This window comes from Methylophaga pinxianii (assembly GCF_020447225.1).
In the GTDB taxonomy this organism is placed as follows: Bacteria; Pseudomonadota; Gammaproteobacteria; order Nitrosococcales; family Methylophagaceae; genus Methylophaga; species Methylophaga pinxianii.
The window spans coordinates 1-24,675 of sequence record NZ_JAJAEO010000163.1 but is presented as its reverse complement, the minus strand read 5'-3'; the positions used below and the strand labels follow the sequence as shown (position 1 = coordinate 24,675).

Annotated in this window: 28 protein-coding genes; 15 read left to right on the top strand and 13 right to left on the bottom strand. The window is 45.2% G+C overall.

What is annotated here, in order from left to right; translation table 11 throughout:
• Positions 1-8: 8 nt before the first annotated feature.
• Both LGT40_RS06430 and LGT40_RS06425 read right to left on the bottom strand, forming a co-directional pair.
• Complete coding sequence (locus LGT40_RS06430; protein WP_226070490.1) at positions 9-1,889, bottom strand: peptide-binding protein; 1,881 nt, start codon at positions 1,887-1,889, stop codon at positions 9-11.
• 167 nt (positions 1,890-2,056) lie between these two features.
• Positions 2,057-2,983 (bottom strand): patatin-like phospholipase family protein, encoded by a 927-nt coding sequence (locus LGT40_RS06425; RefSeq protein WP_226070492.1) that lies wholly within the window; start codon positions 2,981-2,983, stop codon positions 2,057-2,059.
• A 98-nt stretch (positions 2,984-3,081) separates the two neighbouring features.
• Here LGT40_RS06425 and LGT40_RS06420 point away from each other — a divergent pair, with 98 nt between their 5' ends.
• Complete coding sequence (locus LGT40_RS06420) at positions 3,082-3,297, top strand: hypothetical protein (RefSeq protein WP_226070494.1); 216 nt, start codon at positions 3,082-3,084, stop codon at positions 3,295-3,297.
• 98 nt (positions 3,298-3,395) lie between these two features.
• Here LGT40_RS06420 and LGT40_RS06415 read toward each other — a convergent pair whose 3' ends face one another.
• Both LGT40_RS06415 and LGT40_RS06410 read right to left on the bottom strand, forming a co-directional pair.
• Positions 3,396-4,772 (bottom strand): ribonuclease J, encoded by a 1,377-nt coding sequence (locus tag LGT40_RS06415; protein WP_226070496.1) that lies wholly within the window; start codon positions 4,770-4,772, stop codon positions 3,396-3,398.
• A gap of 33 nt (positions 4,773-4,805) precedes the next feature.
• A complete protein-coding gene (locus tag LGT40_RS06410) occupies positions 4,806-6,509 on the bottom strand; it encodes a cation:proton antiporter domain-containing protein (protein ID WP_226070498.1) in 1,704 nt (567 codons plus the stop codon).
• Positions 6,510-6,757: 248 nt separating this feature from the next.
• Between LGT40_RS06410 and LGT40_RS06405 the strand changes: the two genes are divergently transcribed.
• The 3 genes from LGT40_RS06405 to LGT40_RS06395 are packed head-to-tail and all read left to right on the top strand — an operon-like array spanning position 6,758 to position 10,020.
• Entirely contained in the window at positions 6,758-7,048 is a 291-nt protein-coding gene (locus LGT40_RS06405) for an OadG family transporter subunit (protein ID WP_226070500.1), read from the top strand.
• A 42-nt stretch (positions 7,049-7,090) separates the two neighbouring features.
• The gene (gene oadA / locus LGT40_RS06400) at positions 7,091-8,875 is read left to right on the top strand and encodes a sodium-extruding oxaloacetate decarboxylase subunit alpha (RefSeq protein ID WP_226070502.1); all 1,785 of its coding nucleotides are present in this window, start codon (positions 7,091-7,093) and stop codon (positions 8,873-8,875) included.
• Positions 8,876-8,886: 11 nt separating this feature from the next.
• Positions 8,887-10,020 (top strand): sodium ion-translocating decarboxylase subunit beta, encoded by a 1,134-nt coding sequence (locus LGT40_RS06395; RefSeq protein ID WP_226070504.1) that lies wholly within the window; start codon positions 8,887-8,889, stop codon positions 10,018-10,020.
• Between the two features lie 35 nt (positions 10,021-10,055).
• On the opposite strand, the gene LGT40_RS06390 is transcribed toward LGT40_RS06395, so the two are convergent.
• A complete protein-coding gene (locus LGT40_RS06390) occupies positions 10,056-10,385 on the bottom strand; it encodes a hypothetical protein (RefSeq protein WP_226070505.1) in 330 nt (109 codons plus the stop codon).
• Between the two features lie 109 nt (positions 10,386-10,494).
• Between LGT40_RS06390 and LGT40_RS06385 the strand changes: the two genes are divergently transcribed.
• The 5 genes from LGT40_RS06385 to LGT40_RS06365 are packed head-to-tail and all read left to right on the top strand — an operon-like array spanning position 10,495 to position 13,649.
• The gene (locus LGT40_RS06385; protein ID WP_226070507.1) at positions 10,495-10,716 is read left to right on the top strand and encodes an RNA-binding S4 domain-containing protein; all 222 of its coding nucleotides are present in this window, start codon (positions 10,495-10,497) and stop codon (positions 10,714-10,716) included.
• Positions 10,717-10,775: 59 nt separating this feature from the next.
• Complete coding sequence (locus LGT40_RS06380; RefSeq protein ID WP_226070509.1) at positions 10,776-11,099, top strand: metalloregulator ArsR/SmtB family transcription factor; 324 nt, start codon at positions 10,776-10,778, stop codon at positions 11,097-11,099.
• Positions 11,100-11,135: 36 nt separating this feature from the next.
• Positions 11,136-11,621, top strand: coding sequence for an arsenate reductase ArsC (locus LGT40_RS06375; RefSeq protein ID WP_226070511.1), 486 nt, complete (start codon positions 11,136-11,138; stop codon positions 11,619-11,621).
• Between the two features lies 1 nt (position 11,622).
• A complete protein-coding gene (arsB, locus tag LGT40_RS06370) occupies positions 11,623-12,651 on the top strand; it encodes an ACR3 family arsenite efflux transporter (RefSeq protein WP_226070513.1) in 1,029 nt (342 codons plus the stop codon).
• Positions 12,648-13,649: an ArsJ-associated glyceraldehyde-3-phosphate dehydrogenase gene (locus LGT40_RS06365; RefSeq protein WP_226070515.1), complete on the top strand. Its 1,002-nt coding sequence runs from the start codon at positions 12,648-12,650 to the stop codon at positions 13,647-13,649. The genes arsB and LGT40_RS06365 overlap by 4 nt, the downstream gene beginning before the upstream one ends.
• A gap of 1 nt (position 13,650) precedes the next feature.
• Here the strand turns inward: LGT40_RS06365 and alkB are convergent, their stop codons facing one another.
• Positions 13,651-14,298, bottom strand: a complete 648-nt coding sequence (gene alkB, locus LGT40_RS06360) for a DNA oxidative demethylase AlkB (protein WP_226070517.1) — start codon at positions 14,296-14,298, stop codon at positions 13,651-13,653.
• Positions 14,298-14,858 (bottom strand): methylated-DNA--[protein]-cysteine S-methyltransferase, encoded by a 561-nt coding sequence (locus LGT40_RS06355; protein ID WP_226070519.1) that lies wholly within the window; start codon positions 14,856-14,858, stop codon positions 14,298-14,300. Before LGT40_RS06355 ends, alkB begins: the two co-directional genes overlap by 1 nt.
• A 142-nt stretch (positions 14,859-15,000) precedes the next feature.
• Between LGT40_RS06355 and LGT40_RS06350 the strand changes: the two genes are divergently transcribed.
• The 3 genes from LGT40_RS06350 (at position 15,001) to LGT40_RS06340 (ending at position 18,557) form a co-directional block, all read left to right on the top strand.
• Positions 15,001-15,411 (top strand): hypothetical protein, encoded by a 411-nt coding sequence (locus LGT40_RS06350; protein ID WP_226070521.1) that lies wholly within the window; start codon positions 15,001-15,003, stop codon positions 15,409-15,411.
• Between the two features lie 181 nt (positions 15,412-15,592).
• Positions 15,593-16,684: an alkene reductase gene (locus LGT40_RS06345; protein WP_226070522.1), complete on the top strand. Its 1,092-nt coding sequence runs from the start codon at positions 15,593-15,595 to the stop codon at positions 16,682-16,684.
• Between the two features lie 166 nt (positions 16,685-16,850).
• Positions 16,851-18,557 carry a potassium/proton antiporter gene (locus LGT40_RS06340; RefSeq protein ID WP_226070524.1) on the top strand — a complete coding sequence of 569 codons (1,707 nt, stop codon included), beginning with the start codon at positions 16,851-16,853 and terminating at the stop codon, positions 18,555-18,557.
• Between the two features lie 40 nt (positions 18,558-18,597).
• On the opposite strand, the gene LGT40_RS06335 is transcribed toward LGT40_RS06340, so the two are convergent.
• From LGT40_RS06335 to LGT40_RS06310, 6 genes are all read right to left on the bottom strand, one after another.
• The gene (locus LGT40_RS06335) at positions 18,598-19,242 is read right to left on the bottom strand and encodes a MarC family protein (protein ID WP_226070526.1); all 645 of its coding nucleotides are present in this window, start codon (positions 19,240-19,242) and stop codon (positions 18,598-18,600) included.
• Positions 19,243-19,337: 95 nt separating this feature from the next.
• Entirely contained in the window at positions 19,338-19,790 is a 453-nt protein-coding gene (locus LGT40_RS06330; RefSeq protein WP_226070528.1) for a DUF305 domain-containing protein, read from the bottom strand.
• A gap of 138 nt (positions 19,791-19,928) precedes the next feature.
• Positions 19,929-20,651, bottom strand: a complete 723-nt coding sequence (locus LGT40_RS06325; protein ID WP_226070530.1) for a polysaccharide deacetylase family protein — start codon at positions 20,649-20,651, stop codon at positions 19,929-19,931.
• A gap of 79 nt (positions 20,652-20,730) precedes the next feature.
• Positions 20,731-21,573, bottom strand: coding sequence for a pirin family protein (locus LGT40_RS06320; RefSeq protein WP_226070531.1), 843 nt, complete (start codon positions 21,571-21,573; stop codon positions 20,731-20,733).
• Positions 21,574-21,583: 10 nt separating this feature from the next.
• A complete protein-coding gene (locus tag LGT40_RS06315; RefSeq protein ID WP_226070534.1) occupies positions 21,584-22,165 on the bottom strand; it encodes an FMN-dependent NADH-azoreductase in 582 nt (193 codons plus the stop codon).
• An 11-nt stretch (positions 22,166-22,176) separates the two neighbouring features.
• Positions 22,177-22,566 (bottom strand): DoxX family protein, encoded by a 390-nt coding sequence (locus LGT40_RS06310; protein WP_226070536.1) that lies wholly within the window; start codon positions 22,564-22,566, stop codon positions 22,177-22,179.
• Between the two features lie 113 nt (positions 22,567-22,679).
• Here LGT40_RS06310 and LGT40_RS06305 point away from each other — a divergent pair, with 113 nt between their 5' ends.
• The 3 genes from LGT40_RS06305 to amrB form a co-directional block, all read left to right on the top strand.
• Positions 22,680-23,585: a LysR family transcriptional regulator gene (locus tag LGT40_RS06305; protein ID WP_226070537.1), complete on the top strand. Its 906-nt coding sequence runs from the start codon at positions 22,680-22,682 to the stop codon at positions 23,583-23,585.
• Between the two features lie 75 nt (positions 23,586-23,660).
• Positions 23,661-24,317 (top strand): pyridoxamine 5'-phosphate oxidase family protein, encoded by a 657-nt coding sequence (locus LGT40_RS06300; RefSeq protein ID WP_226070538.1) that lies wholly within the window; start codon positions 23,661-23,663, stop codon positions 24,315-24,317.
• Positions 24,318-24,521: 204 nt separating this feature from the next.
• On the top strand, positions 24,522-24,675 hold a 154-nt coding region (amrB, locus tag LGT40_RS06295; RefSeq protein WP_226343177.1), incomplete at its 3' end, for an AmmeMemoRadiSam system protein B.

Below are 24,675 nucleotides of genomic sequence, written 5' to 3'. Positions count from 1 at the left end.
GGTTTAGCCTATCGACTATGCTGCAATTCGGCCGGCACATATATCTCGACCGGCACACTCATCAGATTCAGACCCAGCGAGGTTTTTTCCAGGTTATGAATACGCCGATCAATAAAGGCCATCGTATTCCGTCGGAACAGGAAGGTATAAGGTTGCTCATCCACCAGAATTTTTTCTGCCTGATGCCATAATTCCATGCGCTTTTCTTCGTTTACTTCGCCACGAGCCGCATCAATAATGGCATCCAGTTCCGGATTGCGATAATTAATAAAGTTATCGCCGCCTTCAACGGTTTGGCTGGAATGGAACATTTGATAGATATCAATTTCGATACCTGAGGTCCAGGCCAAGGTGATGGCATCAAAGTTTTTCTGTTGAATATTTTCCACCATTACCGACCATTCAGTCGGATTTGGTTTCATGATAATTCCCGAACGAGCGTACAAGTCGCGTAAAAACAATACCATGCGGCGGGTATCATCACTGTCCTGGAAATAGGTCAGCGAAAACTCAAAATTTTCGCCGTCAGGGGTTTCCAGAATGCCATCATTATTGCTGTCCTGAAAACCGGCTTCCAGCAATAATTCGCGGGCTTTTTCAATGTTGTAGCCCACTGCCTTGTTGGCTTTATCATGCTGGGCAGAGCCAGGCATAAACGGACTGGCAGCGGGTTGACCATAGCCGAGAAAAATTTCTTCCAAAACCCGATCCACATCTGTAAGCATGGACATCGCTAAACGCACCCGTTTATCGGCAAAAACAGTTTTCTCACCACCACGTTCCTGATTCCAGGCAATGAAGCTGTAGCCTGCTGTTGGGCTCATATATTCAAAATTCTGACTGCGTTCGGCAATCCCTTGATCGTCGAGTAAATCTTGATACTCACGTGGCCGCGCACTGTAAACATCAATGTCGCCGTTACGGAATGTGGTTAATCGAGCACTGTCGTTTTCGATAATACGCCAGACAATACGATCAAACGATGCACTGACCGGGCCCCAGTAGCGTGGGTTACGTACCAGTTCAACCACACCTTTATCTGGAGACCACCCTTCTGGATTGCTTAACCGAAACGGACCTGAACCGAGTAGCAAGCCACGGCTTTCGTTAAAGGTTTGTGGATCATCTAAATATTTTCCATAGAAATGTTCCGGCAATATTTCCAGGCTGCCAGCCAATTGCAGACTGTTGAAATAAGGTTCTTTGAAGACAAACTCCACATGGTAATCATCTAACGCCGTCACTCGTTCCATACGCGAAAGATAGGCACGACTGCGTGGGGCGGCAATCGCCTCGTTCATAATGAAATTAAAGGTAAATTCGACGTCTTTGGCGGTTAAGGGTTCGCCATCAGAGAAGGTGATATCACGGCGTAAGGCAAAGGTGATGGTCAAACCATCTGATGAGGTAGACCAGTCTTCCGCTAGTAATCCATTCCATTCCAGCGTATCAGGATTTCTGACTAATAAGGATTCCAGTACGTATTGTTGTACTTCGGCCGAATAGGCATCGGCCGAAACTAACGGGGTAAGCGTACGGATATTGCTGCCAAACGCCATCATCAACCAATCACCCTGAGCATAATCCTCTTGTTCTACCGCGCGGCGCGCCCGTTCGAAAGCATCGGTCTCTTTTACGCCTGTTGTGGTGGTGCCGGTGGTCTTGGAGTTACTGCTGAAATCAGCGGTGCGCAGAGTCTGTTCCAGGTTACGCAATAATCCCCTGGTTGAGCGGATATCTTTAGCCTGTTCCTCCATGATGCGGGTCATTTCATTCATTTTGGTCCACTGCCTGTCGATTTGAACCATCAACAACAGGAACATCACCACAAAAAAACTTAATGCCAGCCAAAACCAGAGTTTACTGATACCCACGTTTCCATTTTTCATGCGTTTGCCTATATCTCTGTAGAGTTACGTTATTTTTATTTATTTTGTTCAGCCTGACAGCTTGTCACGTTGCTGTCAGTAGATTTCTACTAAAAATTTAGCTTCACGACATGACAGTTGCAAATATAAGTTGGTTCTTCACCAAGACGAAAAATGTCCTTCAACGGTTAATTCGCCATATTCCCCAGAATGTACTGAATTTCTGGCAGATTTTTTTCAACACTCTCGGCCCCGGCTTTTATGGCCTCCGCAGCCCGATAAAATTCCAGTAAACCAATATGTGATAAACGGGGTTGCAGCACGACATCCGGCGGATCACCTGCCATACGGCTCCGGGTAATTCTGTCCTGTGTGATATTCACTGAGGCCGCAATGGCGGCAAACATATCAGGCACATCTTCCTTGGGCGTTTTATCATCACCAAACAGATTGCCAGTGTAGTTGGTAATAAACTCACCAAAACGCTGCCCCAGCAGACTGCCGCTTTGATCATTTTTTGTAACGGGGGGATTCTGATGCAAATGTTTGCCTAAAATATCACCATTGAGATTCACGGCAATAACAATATCGGCACCTAATGCGCGACATACCGAAACAGGAACAGGGTTGACCAGTCCGCCATCAATTAACCAGCGACCATGATGCTTAATCGCCGGAAATAACCCTGGCAATGAAATGGACGACCACACCGCTTCAAGTAATTTTCCCTCAGTATTCCAAATTTCCTGGCCCGTATGAAGGTGAGTTGCCACGCTGGCATAGCGAGCCGGGAGTGACTCGATGGTGACAGATTCGTCAGCGACATACTTTGTGAGAAACCGGTGTAATTTATCCTTATTCACCACACCATTAAAAGGAAAACCAATATTAAAAAACCGAGCCGTCTCCAACTTGGTTAATTCAAACAGCTGCTTCTCCAGCGCAGATAGTTTATCGCTGAGATAAGCCGCTCCCACCAAAGCACCGATAGAGGTGCCCACCACAATATCCGGTTTTATTCCGGCGGCTGCAAGGCCATTTATCACGCCTATATGAGCCCAGCCTCTTGCCGCGCCACTGCCTAATGCCAAGCCGATTTTCAGCGAATCGTTCATTTTTTTAAAACCAAGATAAACGTTAACGTGATGAAAAAACTAAAGATATAAAAAAGTTAACCGATATATTTAAGTGACGCGTGTAACGTTAGGTCAACATGATGGATATATCACGAATTTATCATAACAACTTTTTAATTACGTATAGCACTCATCCGGTTAACCCTGGACAACCATCTGCGGAAAAAACGCAGCGCAATATTCAGGAAGATCGAAGACAGCGTCGTGAACGACGCAAACACAAACAGAAAACCTTAATTGAAAGACGTGTTTCATCAGAGCGCCGAGGGCCTGAGTTTGATGCAAAAGCCTAGTGCTTATTGATCTTTCCTCCGCCTCCATTTTTGAATGAAAAGTGTCAATCACGACACGCTGAGCGCCTTTGCGTTACTCTGAATAAGTCCTGAAAAGTCTAGATTTTTTTCAGCACCTTTCGATCAAATAATCCCCACCGACCGGTTTTCACCGCACCCCGACGAATACCGTTGACGGGGGCAATGTAGAACAAATCACCATTTTGTCCCAATAACTGTTGTCTGACCCCACTGGCCTTGGCAATTTTGGCATTGGCTTTCATGTGCATTAACTCTCCGTGAACTGGAATTGCACATTGAGGTTGTACCCATTGATACATGGTTTTGAGCTCTTCACTGGCAGGATGACCTGACGCATGAATCGGCAACGCACTGTTATCGATATCAATCACATCGATCTGCATGGCTTTAAGCCGCTCAATCAAATTGGCGATCGCCAATTCATTGCCAGGAATCACTTTAGAACTGAAAATTACCGTATCCCCAGGCGATAATTGCAAATCACGAAAACTGTTCTGACTCAATCGGTTTAATGCAGTTCGGGGTTCGCCCTGACTGCCAGTCGCCACCAATAAAACCGTATGTGCAGGCAGATAGCCCAAATGCGCAGAATCGACTGATGTTTTAACACTGGTCCATAAACCGACATTCTTAGCGGCAGAGACGGTGTTGATAAGAGATCGCCCTAACAGGCCTAAATGTCGATCGGTTTCTTCAGCAATTCTTGCCAAGGTATGTAATCGCGCAATATTGCTACCAAAACATGCCACAACCACCCGGCCCTTGGCCTGTTCTACATGGTATTTAAGCCCTTTATATAAGTTGGCCTCAGACTCTGACCATCCTTGAACATTGGCATTAGTCGAATCACAAACCATTGCATCAACCTGATACTCAGCCAGTTTCTGAAAGGCGCTGGCATCGTATGCTTGACCAACAACAGGGGCTTTATCGAGTTTCCAATCGGCGGTATGAAAGACTTTTCCGGCTTCTGTGGAAATCAGTAATGCATAAGGTTCCGGGATTGAATGGGTGAGCTTTAACCACTCTACCTGGAATACCCCAATCTGACGCTTGGCATTGGCTTCAACCACAACCACCGGTACTTTATCAGCTATGCCCTGTTCAACTAATTTACGTCGCAGCATTTCGGCGGTAAATGCCGTGGTATAGACGGGGCAACGAAAATATTCCCACAGATAGGGCACGGCACCAATATGGTCCTCATGCGCATGGGTAATGATCAGACCATCCAGCTGCTGCCGACGGTCAATCAGAAACTGTGGATCTGCCATTTGAATCGGTGGGTTTTGACTGTTAAGTGGTTCGCCAAATTCGTCAACTTCAGCTTGGAAAGTCACTCCACAATCCACAATTAACCAACGTCCGTTATGTCCGTATGCATTGAGGTTCATGCCAATTTCACCACAACCGCCCAGCGGCAGGAACCAAAAATCATCTTTTCCAGGTGTCATCCAGACCTCTTAATTCAGACTCCGGCTATGAAGTCATTGTTGAGTGTTATTCGGTGCAAACCGTGTAGTGATGTGACTGGTCATACTTTTCGCCAGTTCATCTTCACTGAAAAAAACTTTACCAATACCCTCTTTGCTCAGCAATTGGGCTTCTGCGGCGTTATATGTGCGCAGTACGATCTCTATTCCCGGGTTTAATTTACGTGCAGTATCTGCCATCTGCCTGATATCAACTGGATCTGGCGTGGCAATCACCAACATCGCAGCATTGGCAATGTGTGCTTGTATTAATACTGCCGGGTCTGCAGCATTACCGGCGACGGCCGCAATACCTTGTTTGCGTAACGCTTCTACCTGTTCGCGGTTTTGTTCTGCCACAACATAGGGAATATGACGTTCATCAAGCGCTTCCGCCACTCGACTGCCAACTCGACCAAAGCCTACCAGCACCACCTGTCCCTTTAAAAATTTACTTTCTGTCGACATGGGTAATTGGGCAAAAGGATCCTGCCGTCTCTCCAGTCGTCTGGCGAGAAACGAGCGCATCAAAATCCACTTACGCAGTGGATTGATGATAGAAAACAAAAGCGGATTGAGCGCAATGGAGATTATCGCACCAGCCAATACCAGATTCATCCCTTCCGCCGGTAACAAACCCAATGTCAGCCCCAACCCGGCCAGAATAAATGAGAACTCGCCGATTTGTGCCAGACTGGCGGCAACCGTTAATGCCGTATTCAGCGGATATCGAAATGCCAGCGTCAAGCCCATTGCCGCCATCGACTTGCCAAGAATAATTATGCCCACCACTGCGAGGACATGTAGCGGTTCTTCCAGCAAAATCGCCGGGTCGAACAACATGCCTACTGCAACAAAAAATAATACCGAAAAGGCATCACGTAACGGCAGTGATTCTTGGGCAGCACGATGGCTGAACTCCGACTCACGCATCATCATGCCCGCAAAAAATGCGCCCAGAGCAAACGACACACTGAATAGTAATGCTGCGCCATAGGCGATGCTGATAGCGGCTGTAATCGTTGCTAACGTAAATAACTCACGTGAACCGGTCCCGGCAACCTGCCACAGGAGCCAGGGAAATAATCGACGCCCCACAATGAGCATTAGCGCGACAAATGCCGTGACCTGCAACAATATCTGACTGAGGGTTTGCCAGAGTGGTGTTTCGGAAATTGACGCTTCACTTGCGCCAAGAATTCCTGCCAATGCAGGCAGCAACACCAGCATGAGTACGGTGGCCAAATCCTCAACCACGAGCCAGCCTATCGCAATACGGCCATTTATCGTATCCAGTAAACCTTGTGCTTCAAGGCCTTTTAATAACACCACGGTACTAGCACAGGATAATGACAAACCCAAAACCAGTCCCTGTCCAAATGTCCACCCCCAACTCATGGCCAGCATCGTGCCGAGTAATGTTGCAATTGACATTTGCACAATCGCACCGGGTAAGGCAATACGTTTTACGGCAATTAAATCATGAAGAGAAAAGTGCAATCCCACGCCAAACATCAGCAACATCACACCAATTTCGGAGAGTTGAACCGCAATATCGACATCGGCATGAAAGCCCGGTGTACTCGGTCCAATCAGGATGCCTGCGAGCAAATACCCCACCAAAGCAGGAACATTGATTTTTTCCGAGATAAATCCCAATATCAGTGCCAGACCGAAACCGGCAGCGATGGTGCTGATGAGAGGGACATGATGTTCCATAAATCTCCAGCAGCAGAATCGTTATCCTGCCTGTTTTAAAATATCTGTATTGACTTCTTTTTACCGTCCCATTGAGTAAAACACAAGCGCTGTTTATTACCACCTCAGACCAGATATAACGGCGGTTAGACCGCGTTTTGCATAAACGAAATATGTGACTTAAATCAACAATGCTATACTTTGCGGCTGTTTACAGTGGAATACGCTGCAGGCTGTTAACTATTTCAAAAAAAATCAGAGGCTAACAGATGGATGAATCCACCCTTATGTCAGAAGGATTAACCCTCATGCTGACCGGCATGGGTTTTGTATTTGTGTTTTTGACCGTACTAGTGCTGGTGACCACCTTAATGTCGTGGGTCATAACCCGCTACGAAAAAAGTGTTGGCGCCCTTCCCGCAGAAGGTATTCCAGCTCCGACTGCCGTATTAGGCCAGCATCAATCAACAACCAACAAAAACGTCTCACCATCGCCACAGGATTCAACATTACTCACGGTTTTATCCAGCGCAATACACAAATATCGTAAAAACAAGTGACGCCAAGTCGCTCCATGAACTCGTAAATCACAAGGCCATACTATGACCGAAGCAAAGAAAAAACTTGGCATCACCGATGTAGTTCTGCGTGATGCACATCAATCCCTATTTGCCACCCGACTTCGTTTAGACGACATGTTGCCGATTGCCGACAAACTGGATCAAGTCGGTTATTGGTCCGTAGAAACCTGGGGCGGCGCAACATTTGATGCTTGCATCCGCTACCTCGGTGAAGATCCCTGGCACAGAATTCGTAGTCTCAAACAAGCCATGCCCAACACGCCACAACAAATGTTGTTACGTGGACAAAACTTATTGGGATATCGCCATTACGCAGATGATGTGGTGCGTAAATTTGTTGAAAGAGCCAGTATTAATGGCGTAGACGTATTCCGCGTTTTCGATGCGATGAATGATCCACGTAACCTTGAAGTCGCTATCAAGGCTGTTTTGGAAAATGAAAAGCATGCACAAGGCACCATGGCTTATACCATCAGCCCGGTACATGATCTGCAAATGTGGCTGGATATGGCCAAACGCATTGAAGATATGGGCGCGCACTCCTTGTGCATTAAAGATATGGCTGGTTTGCTTAAGCCTTACAAAGCTTACGAACTTGTTAAAAGTCTTAAGCAAACCATTGATATCCCGATACATATGCAATCTCACGCTACAACAGGTTTGTCCACTGCCACCATTATGAAATGTGTGGAGGCCGGAATTGATAATGTCGATACTGCTATCTCCTCTATGTCGATGACCTATGGTCATTCAGCTACAGAATCGGTTGTTTCGATTTTTGAAGGCACCGACAGCGATACCGGATTAAACATTGAGTTACTGGAAGAAATTGCCGCTTATTTCCGTGATATTCGTAAAAAATATGCCAAATTTGAAGGCAGCTTGCGCGGTGTAGATTCACGTATTCTGGTTGCACAGGTGCCAGGCGGCATGTTGACCAATATGGAAAACCAGTTGCGTGAACAAAATGCACTGGATCGTATGGATGAGGTGTTACACGAAATCCCTCGGGTACGTGAAGATCTCGGTTTTATCCCTCTGGTGACCCCTACTTCCCAAATCGTCGGCTCACAAGCGGTTATCAATGTGTTAACTGGCGAGCGCTATAAATCTATTACCGAAGAAACCCAGGGCGTTTTACGCGGAGAATACGGCTCAGCTCCGGCACCATTTAATGCTGAATTGCAAAAACGTGTACTCAACGGTGAAGAGGCAATCAGCTGTCGCCCTGCCGACTTGCTGGAAGATGAAATGGATAAACTGACCAACGAGTTAATTTCGTTGGCAGAAACAGAAAATTTCACGCTGGAACAAGGTGAAAGACAGATTGATGATGTTTTAACATTTGCCCTGTTCAATCAAACCGCGATTAAATTTCTTAAAAACCGTGGCAACCCGGATGCATTCGAACCTTTGCCAACCGCGGAAGCCAGTCATGAATCATCCACCCAGGCCAAAACGGCTGGTGCCCCTGAAACCTACACTATTTCAGTCAATGGTCAGCAGTATGTAGTTCAAATCAATGAAGGTGGTGATATCAGTCAGATTGATAGCTCACAAGCGCTGCAACCCAGCCAGCCAGCAGCAAGTGAAGGCGTTGCAGTTAAAGCACCACTGTCCGGCAATATATGGAAAATCATGGTTTCCCAGGGACAAGCCGTTCAGGAAGGTGAAGTACTCCTGATTTTAGAAGCGATGAAAATGGAAACACAGATAGTGGCCGAACATGACGGTACGGTGACTTCAATCAACGTCAAACCAGGTGACACCGTTAAAGTCGGTGACACACTTGTTTCAATCGCTTAAGGGCTACACTAATGGATAAGTTATTACATCTATGGGAAGCCACGGGCTTCTATCAAATGGAACTGGGTCAGGCCATCATGATCCTGATTGGTATGTTGTTGTTATATCTGGCAATCAAAAAGAATTTTGAGCCTTTATTGCTGGTTCCTATCGGTTTTGGTGGCGTACTCGCCAATATTCCCGGTGCAGGTCTGGCTGAAGCCGGTGGTATTTTGCATCTGTTTTACGTTGTCGGAATTGAAAGTGGTGCGTTTCCGTTAATCATTTTCATGGGCGTTGGGGCCATGACCGACTTTGGACCTTTACTCGCCAATCCAAAAACATTGTTTCTTGGCGCTGCTGCCCAGTTTGGTATTTTTGCAACATTAATGGGCGCTGTTGTACTTTCCTATTTCGGCATTTTTGATTTCAGCCTTGCTGATGCTGCTGCCATCGGTATCATCGGTGGCGCTGACGGCCCGACTTCTATATATGTGGCGAGTAAACTCGCACCAGACTTACTGGGTGCCATTGCAGTGGCATCATACTCCTACATGGCGCTGGTACCTTTAATACAACCACCGATTATGCGTGCACTGACCAATGAAAAAGAACGCAAAATCCGTATGCATCAACAACGCCCGGTATCACAGCGGGAAAAAATCGTTTTTCCATTGCTGTTATTGATCCTGGTCGCTTTGTTCCTGCCTGATGCAGCACCATTATTGGGTATGTTCTGTTTTGGTAACTTGATGAAAGAATGTGCGGTGGTTGATCGTCTTAGCAACACTACACAGAACTCACTGATTAATACAGTCACCATTTTTCTGGGCTTGGCTGTGGGTTCAAAATTAAGTGCCGAAAGCTTTTTGAATGAAATGACACTGGGTATTTTGGTGTTAGGTATGTTGGCGTTTGCTATCGGTACAGCATCCGGTGTGATTATGGCCAAAATATTGAATAAACTGACCAAAGAGCCCATCAACCCATTAATCGGCTCTGCCGGTGTGTCGGCGGTACCTATGGCAGCGCGGGTTTCCAATAAGCTGGGGCTTGAAGCCGATAAGCATAATTTCCTGTTAATGCATGCAATGGGACCAAATGTGGCTGGTGTAATCGGTTCTGCTGTGGCAGCAGGTATCCTGATTAACTATGTAGCAAGTTAACGAACGACAAATATCGCTCCCTGAGATAGGCATTTTCAGGGAGTGATTTGTTCGCCTTTAATCATTCTGACACCCGCAATCTGATTGCCAAAACCACGAATTTCACACGCATAACCATTAAAAGATGCTTTGGATTCAATCAGTCCTTTCCATTTTTCACCCTGTGCGTAATCGCCGTTAACACGACTGAACGACAGACCATAACTATCCAATATAAGCATCGTATTGTTGTAGGACATGCCCGGTTTGATTTGTTGGCATGCTGATTTGATGTTATCAGTCTCCCAAACGTAATAAAGCGGGTATATCATCACCACTATGATCGAATACTGCAGTAACCTGACTAAAGCCTGTTGCGTTTTCATGGCTGTGCTTCCTTTCATTGCGCCATTCTGGGTGTATTGATTGTAGAGCGAATGTCATCGCCAAAACGTGATCCAAAGAGTATTTTCAACTAAATAAATGGAGCCATATATGGCCAATCAAATTACCCCGGTTCACATTACAAAAAGTCCGGTAGAACTGTTCAAGATTCTGAAGTTTGAAGGTATTGCTGACAGCGGTGCCGAAGCTAAAAATATCGTTGCCGAAGGTCACGTTAAAGTAAATGGTGAAGTGGAAACTCGTAAACGCCGACAAATGGTAGCAGGTGATATTTTTCAAATTGGTGAAGAAAGTTGGCAATTAGTGGATTGACATAAAATATATTTGATATATGATTTTTCACATATATGAATAAACAAATGTAACTTGCAATGGATTTATTGAGTTTTCACAAGTGCCTGGCTGATGAAACCCGTCTGCGTATAGTCCTACTGATTGTCGATCAAAATGACTTGTGCGTTTGTGAACTGCTATCTGCCCTGCAAATCAGCCAACCGAAAATCTCACGCCATCTGGCACTGCTCAGACAAAATGGTCTGTTGCTTGATAGAAGACAGGGTCAATGGGTTTATTACCGCCTGAACCCTGCTCTCCCCGCTTGGGCTATTCAATCCATTGACGCAGCGTATCAAAGTAAGCCGAAATTTTTCAGAGAGGATTTAGCGAAGTTACAACGCTTGAGTAATTGCTGCTAAAAATTTTAATCAAACATATATGGATAAACATATATTATGGTCACCAAACCCGTAAAATTGCTTTTTCTGTGCACCCATAATGCCTGTCGCAGCATTCTGGCTGAAGCGATATTTCGGCAACAGGCAGGTGATAAATTTATTGCCGCAAGTGCTGGCAGTTCCCCTGCCGGAAAGGTTTTTCCGCAGACGCTAGAAAAACTGGTTCAACACGGCTACAACACTGAAGGTTTGCATAGCAAATCATGGGAAGCGTTAAGCGATTATCACCCAGACATCGTCATCACTGTCTGTGATCAAGCTGCTGGAGAAAGTTGTCCAGTCTGGTTTGGTAAGGCAGTCAAAGCACATTGGGGGCTGACTGATGCCTCTCATATAGCCGATACAGCTGAACGTAATCACTGTTTTGATGCATTAATACAATTACTCGAAAGTCGGGTTGAAGCCTTATGCCATCTACCATTGGCTGAATTATCGTCAGCAGATATCAGTACAGAATTAAAACGAATAGGAGCCATGACCTGATATGGGCATTTTTGAACGTTATTTATCAGTTTGGGTGGGATTAAGCATTGTGGCCGGCCTGTATTTAGGCAACCTGTTTCCAGACACTTTCAATCTGATAGCCGGTTTGGAATACGCTCAGGTGAACTTGCTGATTGCCATATTTATCTGGTTAATGATTTATCCAATGATGGTCCAGGTAGATTTCACTGCCATTAAAGATGTAGGTAAACGACCCCAGGGTATCTGGCTGACTCTGGTGATCAACTGGTTAGTCAAACCCTTCACCATGGCAGGGTTGGGATGGCTGTTTTTCAAAGTCTTTTTTGCCGGCTGGGTCGATCCACAATCCGCTGATGAATATATCGCCGGGATGATTTTATTAGGTGTCGCGCCTTGTACGGCCATGGTGTTTATCTGGAGTCAGTTAGTTAAGGGGGATGCCAACTACACGCTGGTACAGGTGTCGCTCAATGACATCATTATGATTTTTGCCTTTGCCCCAATCGCCGCTTTTTTACTGGGCATTACTGACCTTACGGTGCCATGGGAAACCTTATTAATTTCTGTCGTGTTGTATGTGTTATTACCTTTAATAGCGGGCTTTTTTACCCGTCAACACATTATGAAAAACCACGGCTTACTGTTCCTGAGTCGTTTTTTAAATCATGTCAAACCCTGGTCCATCATGGGACTGTTGGCAACGGTCGTTTTGTTATTTGGTTTTCAGGCCGAAACCATTCTGCAACAACCTTTTATTATCCTACTTATCGCTATTCCCTTACTGATCCAGACCTATGGGATATTTGCTCTGGGTTATTTCGCAGCGCTCAAAATGCGGTTGCAACATGATGTGGCTGCGCCTGCCTGCTTAATTGGAACCTCAAATTTTTTTGAAATGGCGGTGGCAGTTGCTATCTCATTATTTGGATTGAATTCAGGTGCAGCTCTGGCAACCGTGGTTGGTGTTTTGGTAGAAGTGCCAGTCATGCTGACATTAGTCTATTTTGCCAATCAAACACGGCATTGGTTTCACAAGGATTTATCATGAAAATTAAAGTTGGTATTAATGGTTTCGGCCGTATTGGACGATTATGTTTGCGTGCGGCATGGGATTGGCCAGAAGTTGAATTTGTCCAAATCAATGATCCGGCTGGTGATGCGGTAACACACGCTCATTTACTGAATTTTGATTCGGTCCATGGCCGCTGGAACCATCAAGCTGAAGCGCATGAAAATACGCTTTCTGTCGGTCAAAGCAACCTAAGAGTCACTGCGAATAAAGCCATTCCAGACACGGATTGGTCAGGTTGTGATGTGGTTATCGAAGCCTCAGGCAAGATGCGTGACAGCAGCTTGTTACAGGCTTATCTGGATCAAGGGGTTAAACGTGTAGTGGTCACGGCACCAGTCAAACAACCCGGTATTTTAAATATCGTGATGGGTGTTAATGATGATATTTATGATCCCGATACGCATCACATTGTGACGGCGGCTTCCTGCACCACCAACTGCCTGGCGCCGGTGGTTAAAGTAATACATCAATCCCTGGGGATTAAACACGGCATGATTACTACTATTCATGACTTGACCAATACACAGTCCATTATGGATACGCCTCACAAAGATCTTCGCCGGGCACGTATGTCAGGTAATAACCTGATTCCCACAACCACCGGCAGTGCCACCGCCATTACCGAGATTTTTCCTGAATTAAAAGGTCGTCTTAACGGACATGCTGTCAGAGTACCGCTGGCCAATGCATCGTTAACGGATTGTGTGTTTGAAGTAGAACGACCAACCTCAGTTGAAGAAGTGAATGACCTGTTAAAATCCGCAGCAGACAATACTTTGCAAGGTATTTTGGGGTTTGAAGCAAGGCCACTCGTTTCTAGTGATTTCCGCGGTGATCCCCGCTCCAGTATTATCGATGCGTTATCCACTATGGTCACCAACGGAACGCAAGTGAAGATTTACGCCTGGTACGACAATGAGTGGGGTTACAGCATGCGTACCATGGAATTGGCGCGTAAAGTGGGCTTAAGTTAACTTAGCCCGCACGTCGAAACGTCAGATTGTAGCGATAAGGGCCGGTCATATCATGTTGGCCGGGCTTTAACGTTAATACACCATGATAAAAGCGTCTTGCAGATCCACCCCAGACAATAACATCACCATGTTCCAGTTGAATGCGTTGTTTGGGATCATTTCTTTTCGGACCGCCAAACTGAAAAATGATGGGTAAGCCCAGAGACACCGACACAATTGGCTGAGAAAAGTCTTTTTCGTCCTTATCCTGATGTAATCCCATTTTGGCACCGACTTCATAACGATTTATCAAACAGACATCAGGATGAAAATGTTCAAATCCGGCTCGTTGAGCTGCACTTTGAGCCAGTTGTAGAAAACACGCTGGCATGGGTGGCCACTTTTGTTGCGTCAAAGGATCCACTTGACTATAACGATAACCATGACCGTCACTATGCCAGCCTACTTCACCACAATTGGTTATCGCAGCAGACATATAAAAGCCCCCGGGTGTCTGCATTTTGCGAAAAGCCGATTGTGCCTCAATACAGCTGATAGCCGTTAACAGTTGTTCTGTATGGCCCAGCGCAAACTCTTTTAAAAAAAACACATCCGGCAAAATCTGCTCTGATAGTGACATCTCATCGCTGGCAAATAAATCTGCCGTCATTAGGTCAACATCACCTTTTCTCGACGTAATAAAGCATGTTTATTTTCTACCCCCCAACGATAGCCTGATAATGAACCATCTTTGCGAATCACGCGATGACAAGGAATGATAACCGCGATATTGTTGGCGCCGCAGGCACTGGCAATAGCTCTTACCGCGCCTGGGTTATGCATTTTTTCAGCGATATCGCTGTAACTGATCGTCGAACCAACAGGTATTTCCTGTAAGGCTTGCCAAACCTGTTGTTGAAAATCGGTGCCGCGTAAATCCAGCTTAAAATCGCTGATTTTTTGTGGGTTAAGGATAAGCTCAATCACTCTGGAGAGCGTATTTTTTATCCCGTTTCCACCGTCTACACATTTTGCTGCCGGAAACTGCTTTTGCAGGCTTAACATCAGCTCTTTTGCAGATTTGCCCAAATAAACGGCACAAATACCCTTGGCTGATTCAGCAACAAGTACATTTCCCACCGGGCTGATACCAATAGCAAAATGAATTTGCTCACCAAGCGGCGCAATGACTCTCAATTCACTTGCCATCATTGATTGTCCTCTATTCACGTTGCGTTCACCTTACTGTTGTTAGTTTAGACCTTAATAGTCCATTCCTTACCAGTTTAACAGTAAGGAATTTGCCGATGCATATAGTTTAAAATTACATTAAGCTGTGAGTAATATAGGAATTTTTCCTGGAAAAAATCATATGAAACTGACATTTATTCTGCTTTTACTTTGTTCGCCAATGATGGCTAATGCTGGTGCTGTTTCCCAACTGGGTACAGGTGACCCACTAAGACTGGTTTATCAGGAAATGCTCTACCAATATCAAGTCGGTTTGCAGTTACATGAACAATACGACTTCAACCAGCCGCTTGATGTGATGCAGTGCAAAAATCAGCATGGATATATTCAGACTCGAGCCCGATCCATGGTCGGGACAGCCAAACAGGTAGAAGAAGAGATTCGCAGTGATGTCATTGATGCGGCCTGGTTTGCCTTGAATTGTTCACGTTGCGGCAGTGCAGCAGATAGTTGCGATGCCGTACCGGAAAAATTGGAATTTCTGAAATCGCAGCTTGAGGCGAAACAAAAAGCAAAGGCAAAACAACAATAAACCAGCTACAGTAATGCCTGTTTTATCAGCTTTCCGATCCAGTCAGCCGAATGTTCTACCTTTATGGGTGTTCGAATCCATCACCATGTCTTGAAAACATAATTGTATTTATGTAAGCCAATCGTTTTCTGAACCTATCAACTGTTTCTACATCTTTTTATTTTCACGCTTGAGGTATTTCATGAGCCAATCGCAGGATATTACTTTGCTTTCACCCATTAAAATCGGTAACCAGACCTTAAAAAACAGATTGGTTATGGCGCCGTTAACCCGCAATAGAGCTGGAGAAGGCCTGCTTCCAACCGAAATGAATGTGACCTATTATAAACAGCGTGCCTCTGCAGGGCTGATTATCAGTGAAGGGACTCAAATAGCCGAGGATGCATTGGGATATCCTTTAACACCCGGCATTCATTCCGAAGATCAGATTGTTGCATGGCGTAAAGTCACTGATGCCGTTCACAAAGAAGAAGGCTTAATTTTTGTCCAGTTATGGCATTGTGGTCGCGTATCGCATAGCTCTATGCTACCTAATGGGATGAAACCGCTAGCACCCTCTGCCATTAAACCGGCAGGTGAAGTGTATACATACGAGGGTATGAAGCCTTATGAAACTCCGCAAGCTATAGCAACAGCCGATATCCCCAAAATTATCGAACAATACCGTCATGCGGCGTGTTGTGCGGTTGAAGCAGGTTTTGATGGTGTTGAAATTCATGCCGCCAATGGTTATCTGCTTGATCAGTTTTTACGTGATGGCAGTAATAAACGGGATGATCAGTATGGTGGCAGCATCGAGAACCGTGCCCGCCTCATTATGGAAGTGACAGCTGCGGTATGCGAAATTTGGGATTCCAAGAAAGTCGGTATCCGCCTTTCACCCTTACAACCATTTAATGATTTGTATGACTCTGATCCCAAGGCGACATTTAGCTATATCGTGAAAGCGTTGAATAAATTTGATCTGGGTTATTTGCATATCACCGAAATGGGCGCAGAAAATCCGGGAGCCGCCGGGCCGAGTTTTGATATCTCCTCACTACGAGAATTATGGAATGGAATCTATATGACAAACAGTAATTATGATTTTGCTTCCGGTAACAAAGCCCTAAAAGAGGATAAAGCCGATTTAATCTCGTTTGGAAAGTTATTTATTGCTAACCCGGATCTGCCAGAGCGATTTGCGACAAATTCACCGTTAAATCAACCGGATCCGGAAAGTTTTTATGGTGGAGATGAGAAAGGTTATATTGATTATCCGTTTATGAAATAGCTATAAACTTCTGATTTATTAGATAAAAAAACCGGCTCAGCCGGTTTTTTTTATCTCTGTCACTACAAACCGTGAAATACAAAAAATCTCACTTTATACCGGAATCAGCAGACAAGATGAGTAGCTGGTGTGTAATAATTCCCCTTATCGTTTTTCAAGGTTTAACATGGATTTTATCAACACACTTTTTCTTTTAGGTGGCCTGCTTATAGCACTTAGCATTCTCGGCAGTAGGCTTTCATCCAGGTTTGGCCTTCCCTTACTCATCATCTTTTTGGCCTTAGGCATGTTGGCAGGTGAAGAAGGTATTCTGGGCATTCAGTTTGACGATTATTCGATGGCGTTTCTCATAGGCCATCTGGCGCTGGCAATGATTCTCCTGGATGGCGGATTACGCACCCGGTTAAAAACCTTTCGGGTTGGGTTCAAACCCGCACTTTCACTGGCCACGCTCGGCGTATTATTGACCAGTGGCAGCATCGGTTTATTAGCCATGTGGGTGTTTGATCTGAGTCTGTTTGAAGGATTGTTGATTGGTGCCATTATCGGTTCTACGGATGCCGCCGCCGTATTTTCAATGCTTAGCGGCCGGGGAATTAATCTTAACGAACGTGTCGGAGCCACACTCGAAATTGAATCTGGCACCAACGATCCGATGGCAATTTTTCTGACCATTATGCTGGTCGAATTGCTGACCGGCGAAATTGGCGGCCCACTTGATACAGTTTGGTTTTTATTACAGCAATTTGGTTTTGGTCTGATTATTGGTCTCGGTGGAGGCTGGTTGATTGCAAGATTGCTCAGCTGGATGGATTTGGCGCCAGGTCTCTATGCCATGCTGGCGCTTGCACTGGGCTTTAGTGTATTTGGTTTAACTGGCGCGATCGGCGGCAGCGGCTTTCTCGCTATTTATTTATGCGGCTTGATGATCGGTAATCAACCCGGACGCCATTTGACCTTTATTCTCCCCGTACATGACGGGCTGGCCTGGCTAAGCCAGATTGGCCTGTTTTTGATATTGGGCTTGCTGGTCAATCCGAGTGAACTACTGCAATACGCCCTGCCCTCATTAGTCATAGCTCTGGCATTGATTTTTATCGCCAGACCGTTGGCTGTATTTCTATCCATCAAACCTTTTTTCCGCTTTCGCTGGCGTGAACTGGGATTCATATCATGGGTAGGTTTACGTGGCGCGGTGCCAATTGTTTTAGCTATTTTCCCGGTAATAGGTGGGGTGGAAAATGCCTCTCTGTACTTCAACGTCGCTTTTGCGGTTGTCTTACTGTCGCTGCTGATTCAAGGCAGCACGTTGTCTGTAATGGCTCGTTGGATGCGGGTGGAGGTGCCTGTAGGTATTCGCCCGAATCATCAGGGTGCGTTGGGAATACTGCCAGAAAATGATTATGAAATGTTCGTCTACCGAATTGAAAATGAACAACTGGATGGTCAGGCCATTAGATTACTGCGTTTTCCTTCTGGCACATTGATATCTGCCTTATTCCGAAATCACGTGATGTTACATCCTAAAGGCAGCACGGAACTGAAACTGAATGACACCATCTGCGTGATAAGTCGTAATGAGGATCTGGAGGCACTGAATCAGATTTTTAGTGGGCATTCAAAACTGAAAAATCGTGAAGCCTTTTTCGGGTCATTTACTTTACGAGGTGATGCATTGTTGTCCGATGTTGCCAAGGCTTATGGACTGGTTATCAGTTCTGCTGAACATGGCATGACACTGAGTGAATTTATTTCCCGGCGTGTCGGGGGTCATCCGGTGGTGGGCGATGATGTGGACTGGCACGGCATTCACTGGGTAGTCAATGAAGTCGATGGTGATAAGATTATTAAAGTCGGGCTGCGGTTGTACTGAGGAGGGTTCACTTGGTTAGTCCCGCCGAAAGTGAAACCGGCTAAAGCCCTGCGTAGATCTCTAACACGCCGTTAATGACAAATTGTACTGCGATGACCGAAAGAATAATGCCAAAGATACGAGTCACAATTTCTTTACCCGTCTCGCCGAGATACCGTACCAAAAAATGGGAATACACCATTGCCAGATAGCACGATCCCGTGGTCAGCAATATGGCAGCAAAAACGACGATTAAATGCCAGGCTGTGGGCGCTTCACTGGTCAAAATCATCACTGTCGCAATGGCCCCCGGCCCACTCATAAAGGGTATCGCTAACGGGATGACGGAAATATCTCTGGCAATTTTGCCATCATTGTTCGGATCCGAAGCACTGCTGGTTTCACCTTCATCCAGCCCTTTATGAATCATGCTCATGGCAATACCGAATAAAATCAGTCCTCCGGCAATGCGAAAGGCTTCAATGGTAATACCAAATATCTTGAAAATCAGACCACCAAGTAAGGCAAATACAAAAAACACACCGGTTGCGATCAAGGTGGATCGTTTGGCAACTGCTCTTCGGGTCGACTCAGAGGTTCGAGGTAATAACGATACAAACATAAATGCCGTCGTCAGTGGATTTACAATGACAAATAACGCGGCGATCGCGATGATCCAATAATCAAACAAATCCACTGCACTCATGATGTTCTACTACCTTAAAAGCGTATAGTCGCATAAAAGCGTGAGTCGTTTATTTTCTTGCGCTGTTACACTCAGTCAGAGTTATATGGATCTGCTCATTGCTTGCTCTGCAGATCCTTTATCAACATTTTCATCTCGTCGATCTCCTGACGTTGTGACTCAATAATCTCATTGGCCAGTTCTCGCACTCGTGGGTCACTAATCTGTGCTCTTTCACTGGTTAATATAGCAATGGAGTGATGCGGAATCATGGCTTTCATATACGATACATCGTCCACGGTAGTCTGACTCCTGACTAACCATAATGAGACACAAAATATAACAATGCTAACAACGTAAATCACAAAATTCAGCATGACATTGCTATACATGTGCCACATAAAGCTCAGCATAACGATGGCCATGGTGGCACCCATAATAAGCGCCATATAGCTACGGGTTTCACTGAAAAACACGTGATCAATCTGATAGGTATTGAGATACATCAACCCGAACATAATGAGGGTGGATGTTAAAATCATCGCGGCAAATTTGGCATACATTTTCATCAAGAGGCCTCCTGATTTAACGTAAATTAAAGGGAAATAAGGGTTCTGATGGGGTGTGCTAATCCAAGTTAACACCTTTTACCTATGATCCCAAATTTTCACTTGGTAAAAACAACTAGTATTTTTTGAAAATCAACGTTAGCGCTGATCCCTTTTTAAGAGTTCTGAAATTGTTAAAAAAGCATATCCCTGCTGTTGTAGTCCGCGAATAATAAGCGGTAATGCCTCACGGGAAGCTTCACCATTTTCATACATCACATGCAAAAGAATTATGGAACCAGGCTGAACGTTATCCAGCACATACTGCGCTATACTTTCTGCCTCTTTTTTTACAGCCCTCGTGCTATGAGAATCTGGTCCCAAATTCCAGGAAATATTCAGCCGATTGGTTTGGTTGAGATACCATGGAAGTACCAGCAGTTTTTGAGTATACGGTGCTCGAAAATGGATATCGCCCTGATACCCGGCCTGCCTTATCACTTTATCGGTTTGTTCAATTTCCTGACGGATGGTGGAAAGTGATTTAAACAACATGGATGGGTGAGTATAAGAATGGTTACCGAGTTCATGACCCTGTTGGACAATTTTTTTGGTCTGTTGCATAAAACGCTGACTGTCCTGCCCCACCACAAAAAAAGTAGCTTTTACATGGTAGACATCCAAAAGTTGTAAAATGGCTTCGGTGTAGCGCATCGACGGCCCATCATCCAGCGTTAATGCAACAACTTTCTCTTCTGTTTTCACCTGACTGACAATATTGCCAAATAATTGCCATTGTCTTGAGTTTGCCAATTGATATAACGCCATTGCAAACAAACAGCAAAGCACAACGCCCAATAAGAAAAACTTTTTACTTTGCACTGTCACGCCCATATATAAATTGAAGCTTTGTAGATAATACCCAAAAAAAAGCCCGGATAACTCCGGGCTTTAGCTTAGCTTAGGCAAACTGGCCACTGCGATAATCTGCAAAAGCCTGTTCCAGTTCCGCACGAGTGTTCATCACAAAGGGTCCTGCTCGTTCAACCGGTTCGTTAAGCGGTTTGCCTGCGACCACAATGAAGGTGCTGTCCTGTTCTGCGACCGCCTTCACCAAATCACCTTCTTTTAAAACGGCCAGTTGCGATGCACCTATTGAAGTAGGTTTATCCCCAATACTGATTCTTCCAGTTGCGACATAGATAAAAGCATTATGCGTACTCGGTATGCGATCCTCAAACACGCTACCAGCAGGCGCATCAATCACGAAATAAACCGCTTCCACAAAACTGTTATCAATCACTCCTTTGGTGCCATGAAGAGTCTCACCAGCAACCACTTTTACTGTTAAGCCACCATCACGCGTTTCAATTGCAATCTCACCAGCGGCTTTTTCCTGATAACGCGGCGCCATCATTTTCTGCTCGGCGGGTAAATTCACCCATAACTGAAACCCTGCCAATAAGCCGGCTTCCTGTTCAGGTTTCTCTGAGTGGATAATGCCCCTTCCGGCTGTCATCCACTGCACCCCACCAGTTTCAATTACCCCGGCATTACCAGCGCTATCCTCATGACGCATTTTGCCAGCAAGCATATAAGTCACTGTCTCAAAACCGCGATGCGGGTGAGGCGGAAAACCCGCGATGTAATCTGCGGGCTTATCGCTGCCAAACGCATCAAATAGTAAAAACGGATCCAACATATCGATTTCATGCGAAGCAATCAATCGTCTTAATGTTACCCCTGCCCCATCCGAAGTCATTTGACCGCGGATCCATTTTTTTACTTCACGTTGTTGTGCCATGATGGCCTCCTTACGCCGCGATCAATGCAGCCAATTTCTCGCTGCTGTCCGGCTGTTCAAAATAGTGATTGGCATTAACCAATGTGACATCGCTGATACCAATAAACTGCATGAAAAATTTTAAATACTGACTGGCAAAATCGACTTCACTTTCAAGTGGAACACCACCAGAAGCCATCACCAGATAAACCTTTTTATTTTCCAGCAGGCCGACAGGACCATTTTCAGTATAACGAAAGGTTTCACGCGCTCTGGCAACCAGATCTATCCAGGCTTTGAGTGCTGCAGGTATACCAAAATTATAGATTGGCACCGCCATCACCACGATATCTGCTGCTTTGAGTTCATTAATCAACTGATCAGACAAGCTTAAAACTTGTTTCTGCACCTCATTACGTTCTGACGGGTCAGTGAAATTCGCATTAACCCACTCTTCATTTATAAATGGCAAGCCGGTTGCGACATCGCGTTGTTGGACTGTCACTTCATTTTGATCCGTAAGGATATCCGTTAACTGAGAAGAAACAGCCCTTGTTAATGAACCGTCATAACGGCTACTGGCATTAATTTGTAATACGTTTAATTGTTGCATCTTCGATTTCCTTATATACGTGCAGCCAGTGCTGCATCAAATGAAAAACGTCTTGCACCATGGCTGACTAACATCAAAAAACCACCGGCAATCGCGATATTTTTCATAAACAAAATACTTTGCATTTGATCGGCAAAATCAAGGTGAAAAAACACCGCGGATAGAATCGAAAAACCCGCCAGTAAAAAGGCGGCGATACGTGTTTTAAAACCGACAATGATGGCAATAGCTCCCACTATTTCAGTTGCTATCACCAATGGTAATAAGGCCGGAGCAATCCCCATCGCACTCATGTATTGGGCAGTACCATCATAACCAGCGCCTAGCTTGCTTAAACCGCCACTGAGGAACAGTACTGACAGTAAAATTCGACCGGCCAAATCTGCAGAATTACTAAACATTTTTATTTCCTTTTTAATGAAGTACGGTGCCATTTTATAGTTCTTGAATTTTTGTTAAAGCATGCTATAAAGAAATTATTGTTGATATAAAATGAACAATTCAAGGGAATCTTGTGAATCAAATTGAAGATATGCAAACCTTTAAACGTATTGTCGAAGCTGGCAGTATCAGCCTGGCAGCTGATCAGTTAGATACAGTGAAATCTGCTGTCAGCCGACGGTTGAAAGATCTGGAAAAGCGTTTAAATGTGACACTGCTGCAACGAACAACACGCCGTCAAACGCTTACAGAGGCTGGCCACCGGTACTATCAGCATTGTTTACGGTTACTGGATGATATCGCCGAGGCCGAAGCACAAATCTCAGATATTGAAGCCGAACTAAGTGGCAAATTACGCATCTCGGCTCCCGTATCATTTGGACTTATGCACCTCGGTCCGGCCTTGCAGGAATTTCAGTTGATACACCCATTGATTGAAATGTCGGTGGATTTTAATGATCGGTTGGTGGATCTGATTGCTGACGGGTTTGATTTGGCGATTCGTATCGCCCGATTGGATGACTCGACACTAATTGCTAAAAAATTGTCTTCTACGCGGCTGGTTGTCTGCGCCAGTCCTCAATATCTGGCTTTTCATGGCACCCCACTTATCCCAACCGATCTGACGAATGGTCATGCCATTTTGCATTATCGTAATAGCTCTGAAAGCTGGCAGTTTCAGCAGGATGGCAGCCCAATCAGCATACATTTACAGGGAAAGCTTTCGGCAAATAATGGCAATTTTCTTTGTGATGCAGCTATCGCGGGACAGGGAATTATCACCTCTCCCGACTTCATTTGTTATCAAGCCGTGCAGTCTGGTCAATTACAGGTGATTTTGCGTGATTATATGCACGACAATGAACTTGGCATTTTCGCCGTCTATCCACAAACACGTTATCTACCAAGACGCAGTCAGATTTTGATTACCTATTTACAAAATTATTTCGCCCGTAATGCGCCCTGGCTGGATTGTTGAACTATTTGACAGCTCACAGAGACAATGCTCAACTGTGGGTCATAAAAATCAATATTACTTTGAGAGAGAAAACCCATGACTGAAATCTATGGTGCCCAGCACCGTCAACTGCAGCAAGAATTTAATCAAGTAAAACTGGCGGATCGGGTTGGTGAAGCGATCATTACCGATTACATAACTGAGCAGCATCGGGACTTTATCGCCAGCCGAGATTTCTTTTTTCTGTCGACGGTTGATCATCGCGGCTTTCCTACCTGCTCCCACAAAGGTGGAGAGGTTGGCTTTGTGAAAATACTTGATGACAAAACGCTGGCGTTTCCAAGCCTTGATGGCAATGGCATGTATCTGTCAATGGGCAATATCGATGCACATAAAAAAATCGGTATGTTGTTTATCGATTTTGAAACCCCGCATAGGGTTCGCGTACATGGCACTGCTGAACTCAGTCGTGACCCGGCCGATCTGGCAATGTTTCATGAAGCTGAGCTGGTCGTCAAAGTGACCATTGAAGACATGTTCCAGAATTGTCCTCGCTATATTCATCGCTATCAACGTATCAGCGAATCACGATATGTCCCTAAAGTTGAGTGCCAAACCCCTCTCCCCGTCTGGAAGCGGTTGGATGCAGTTCAAGATGTTATTGGCGATGAGGAAAAGGCCAAAGTAGCATTGGAAGGCGGCATTATAACCATGGAAGAATATGAAGCCTTACTACTGAAAGGTGAAGCATAATTCATTAGATTTCAGTGGTTTGCGCACCACTTTGTCTCATCGTTACCACATTGATATTTAGGGAATTTTTCCTGTAAGAGATCAACGCCCGGAAAATCAGGAGTTCGGGTGTTGATCATTTTTAAGGCAAAATACTTGCTTGAAAATCCCGATTGCGAGGCGAATACTCAATCATCCAAGGCCTAAGAGTTGAGGATAAATATCATGATTTCGATTCGCCCAAGTGCCGTTGCAGGTTTATATTATCCGGCCCGTTCCACCGAGCTGGAAGACCTGCTGGCCAAACAGTTTGATAACCCTTCCGACCACATCCACCACCATGCAAAGGCATTGATTGTGCCGCATGGTGGTTTTTTTT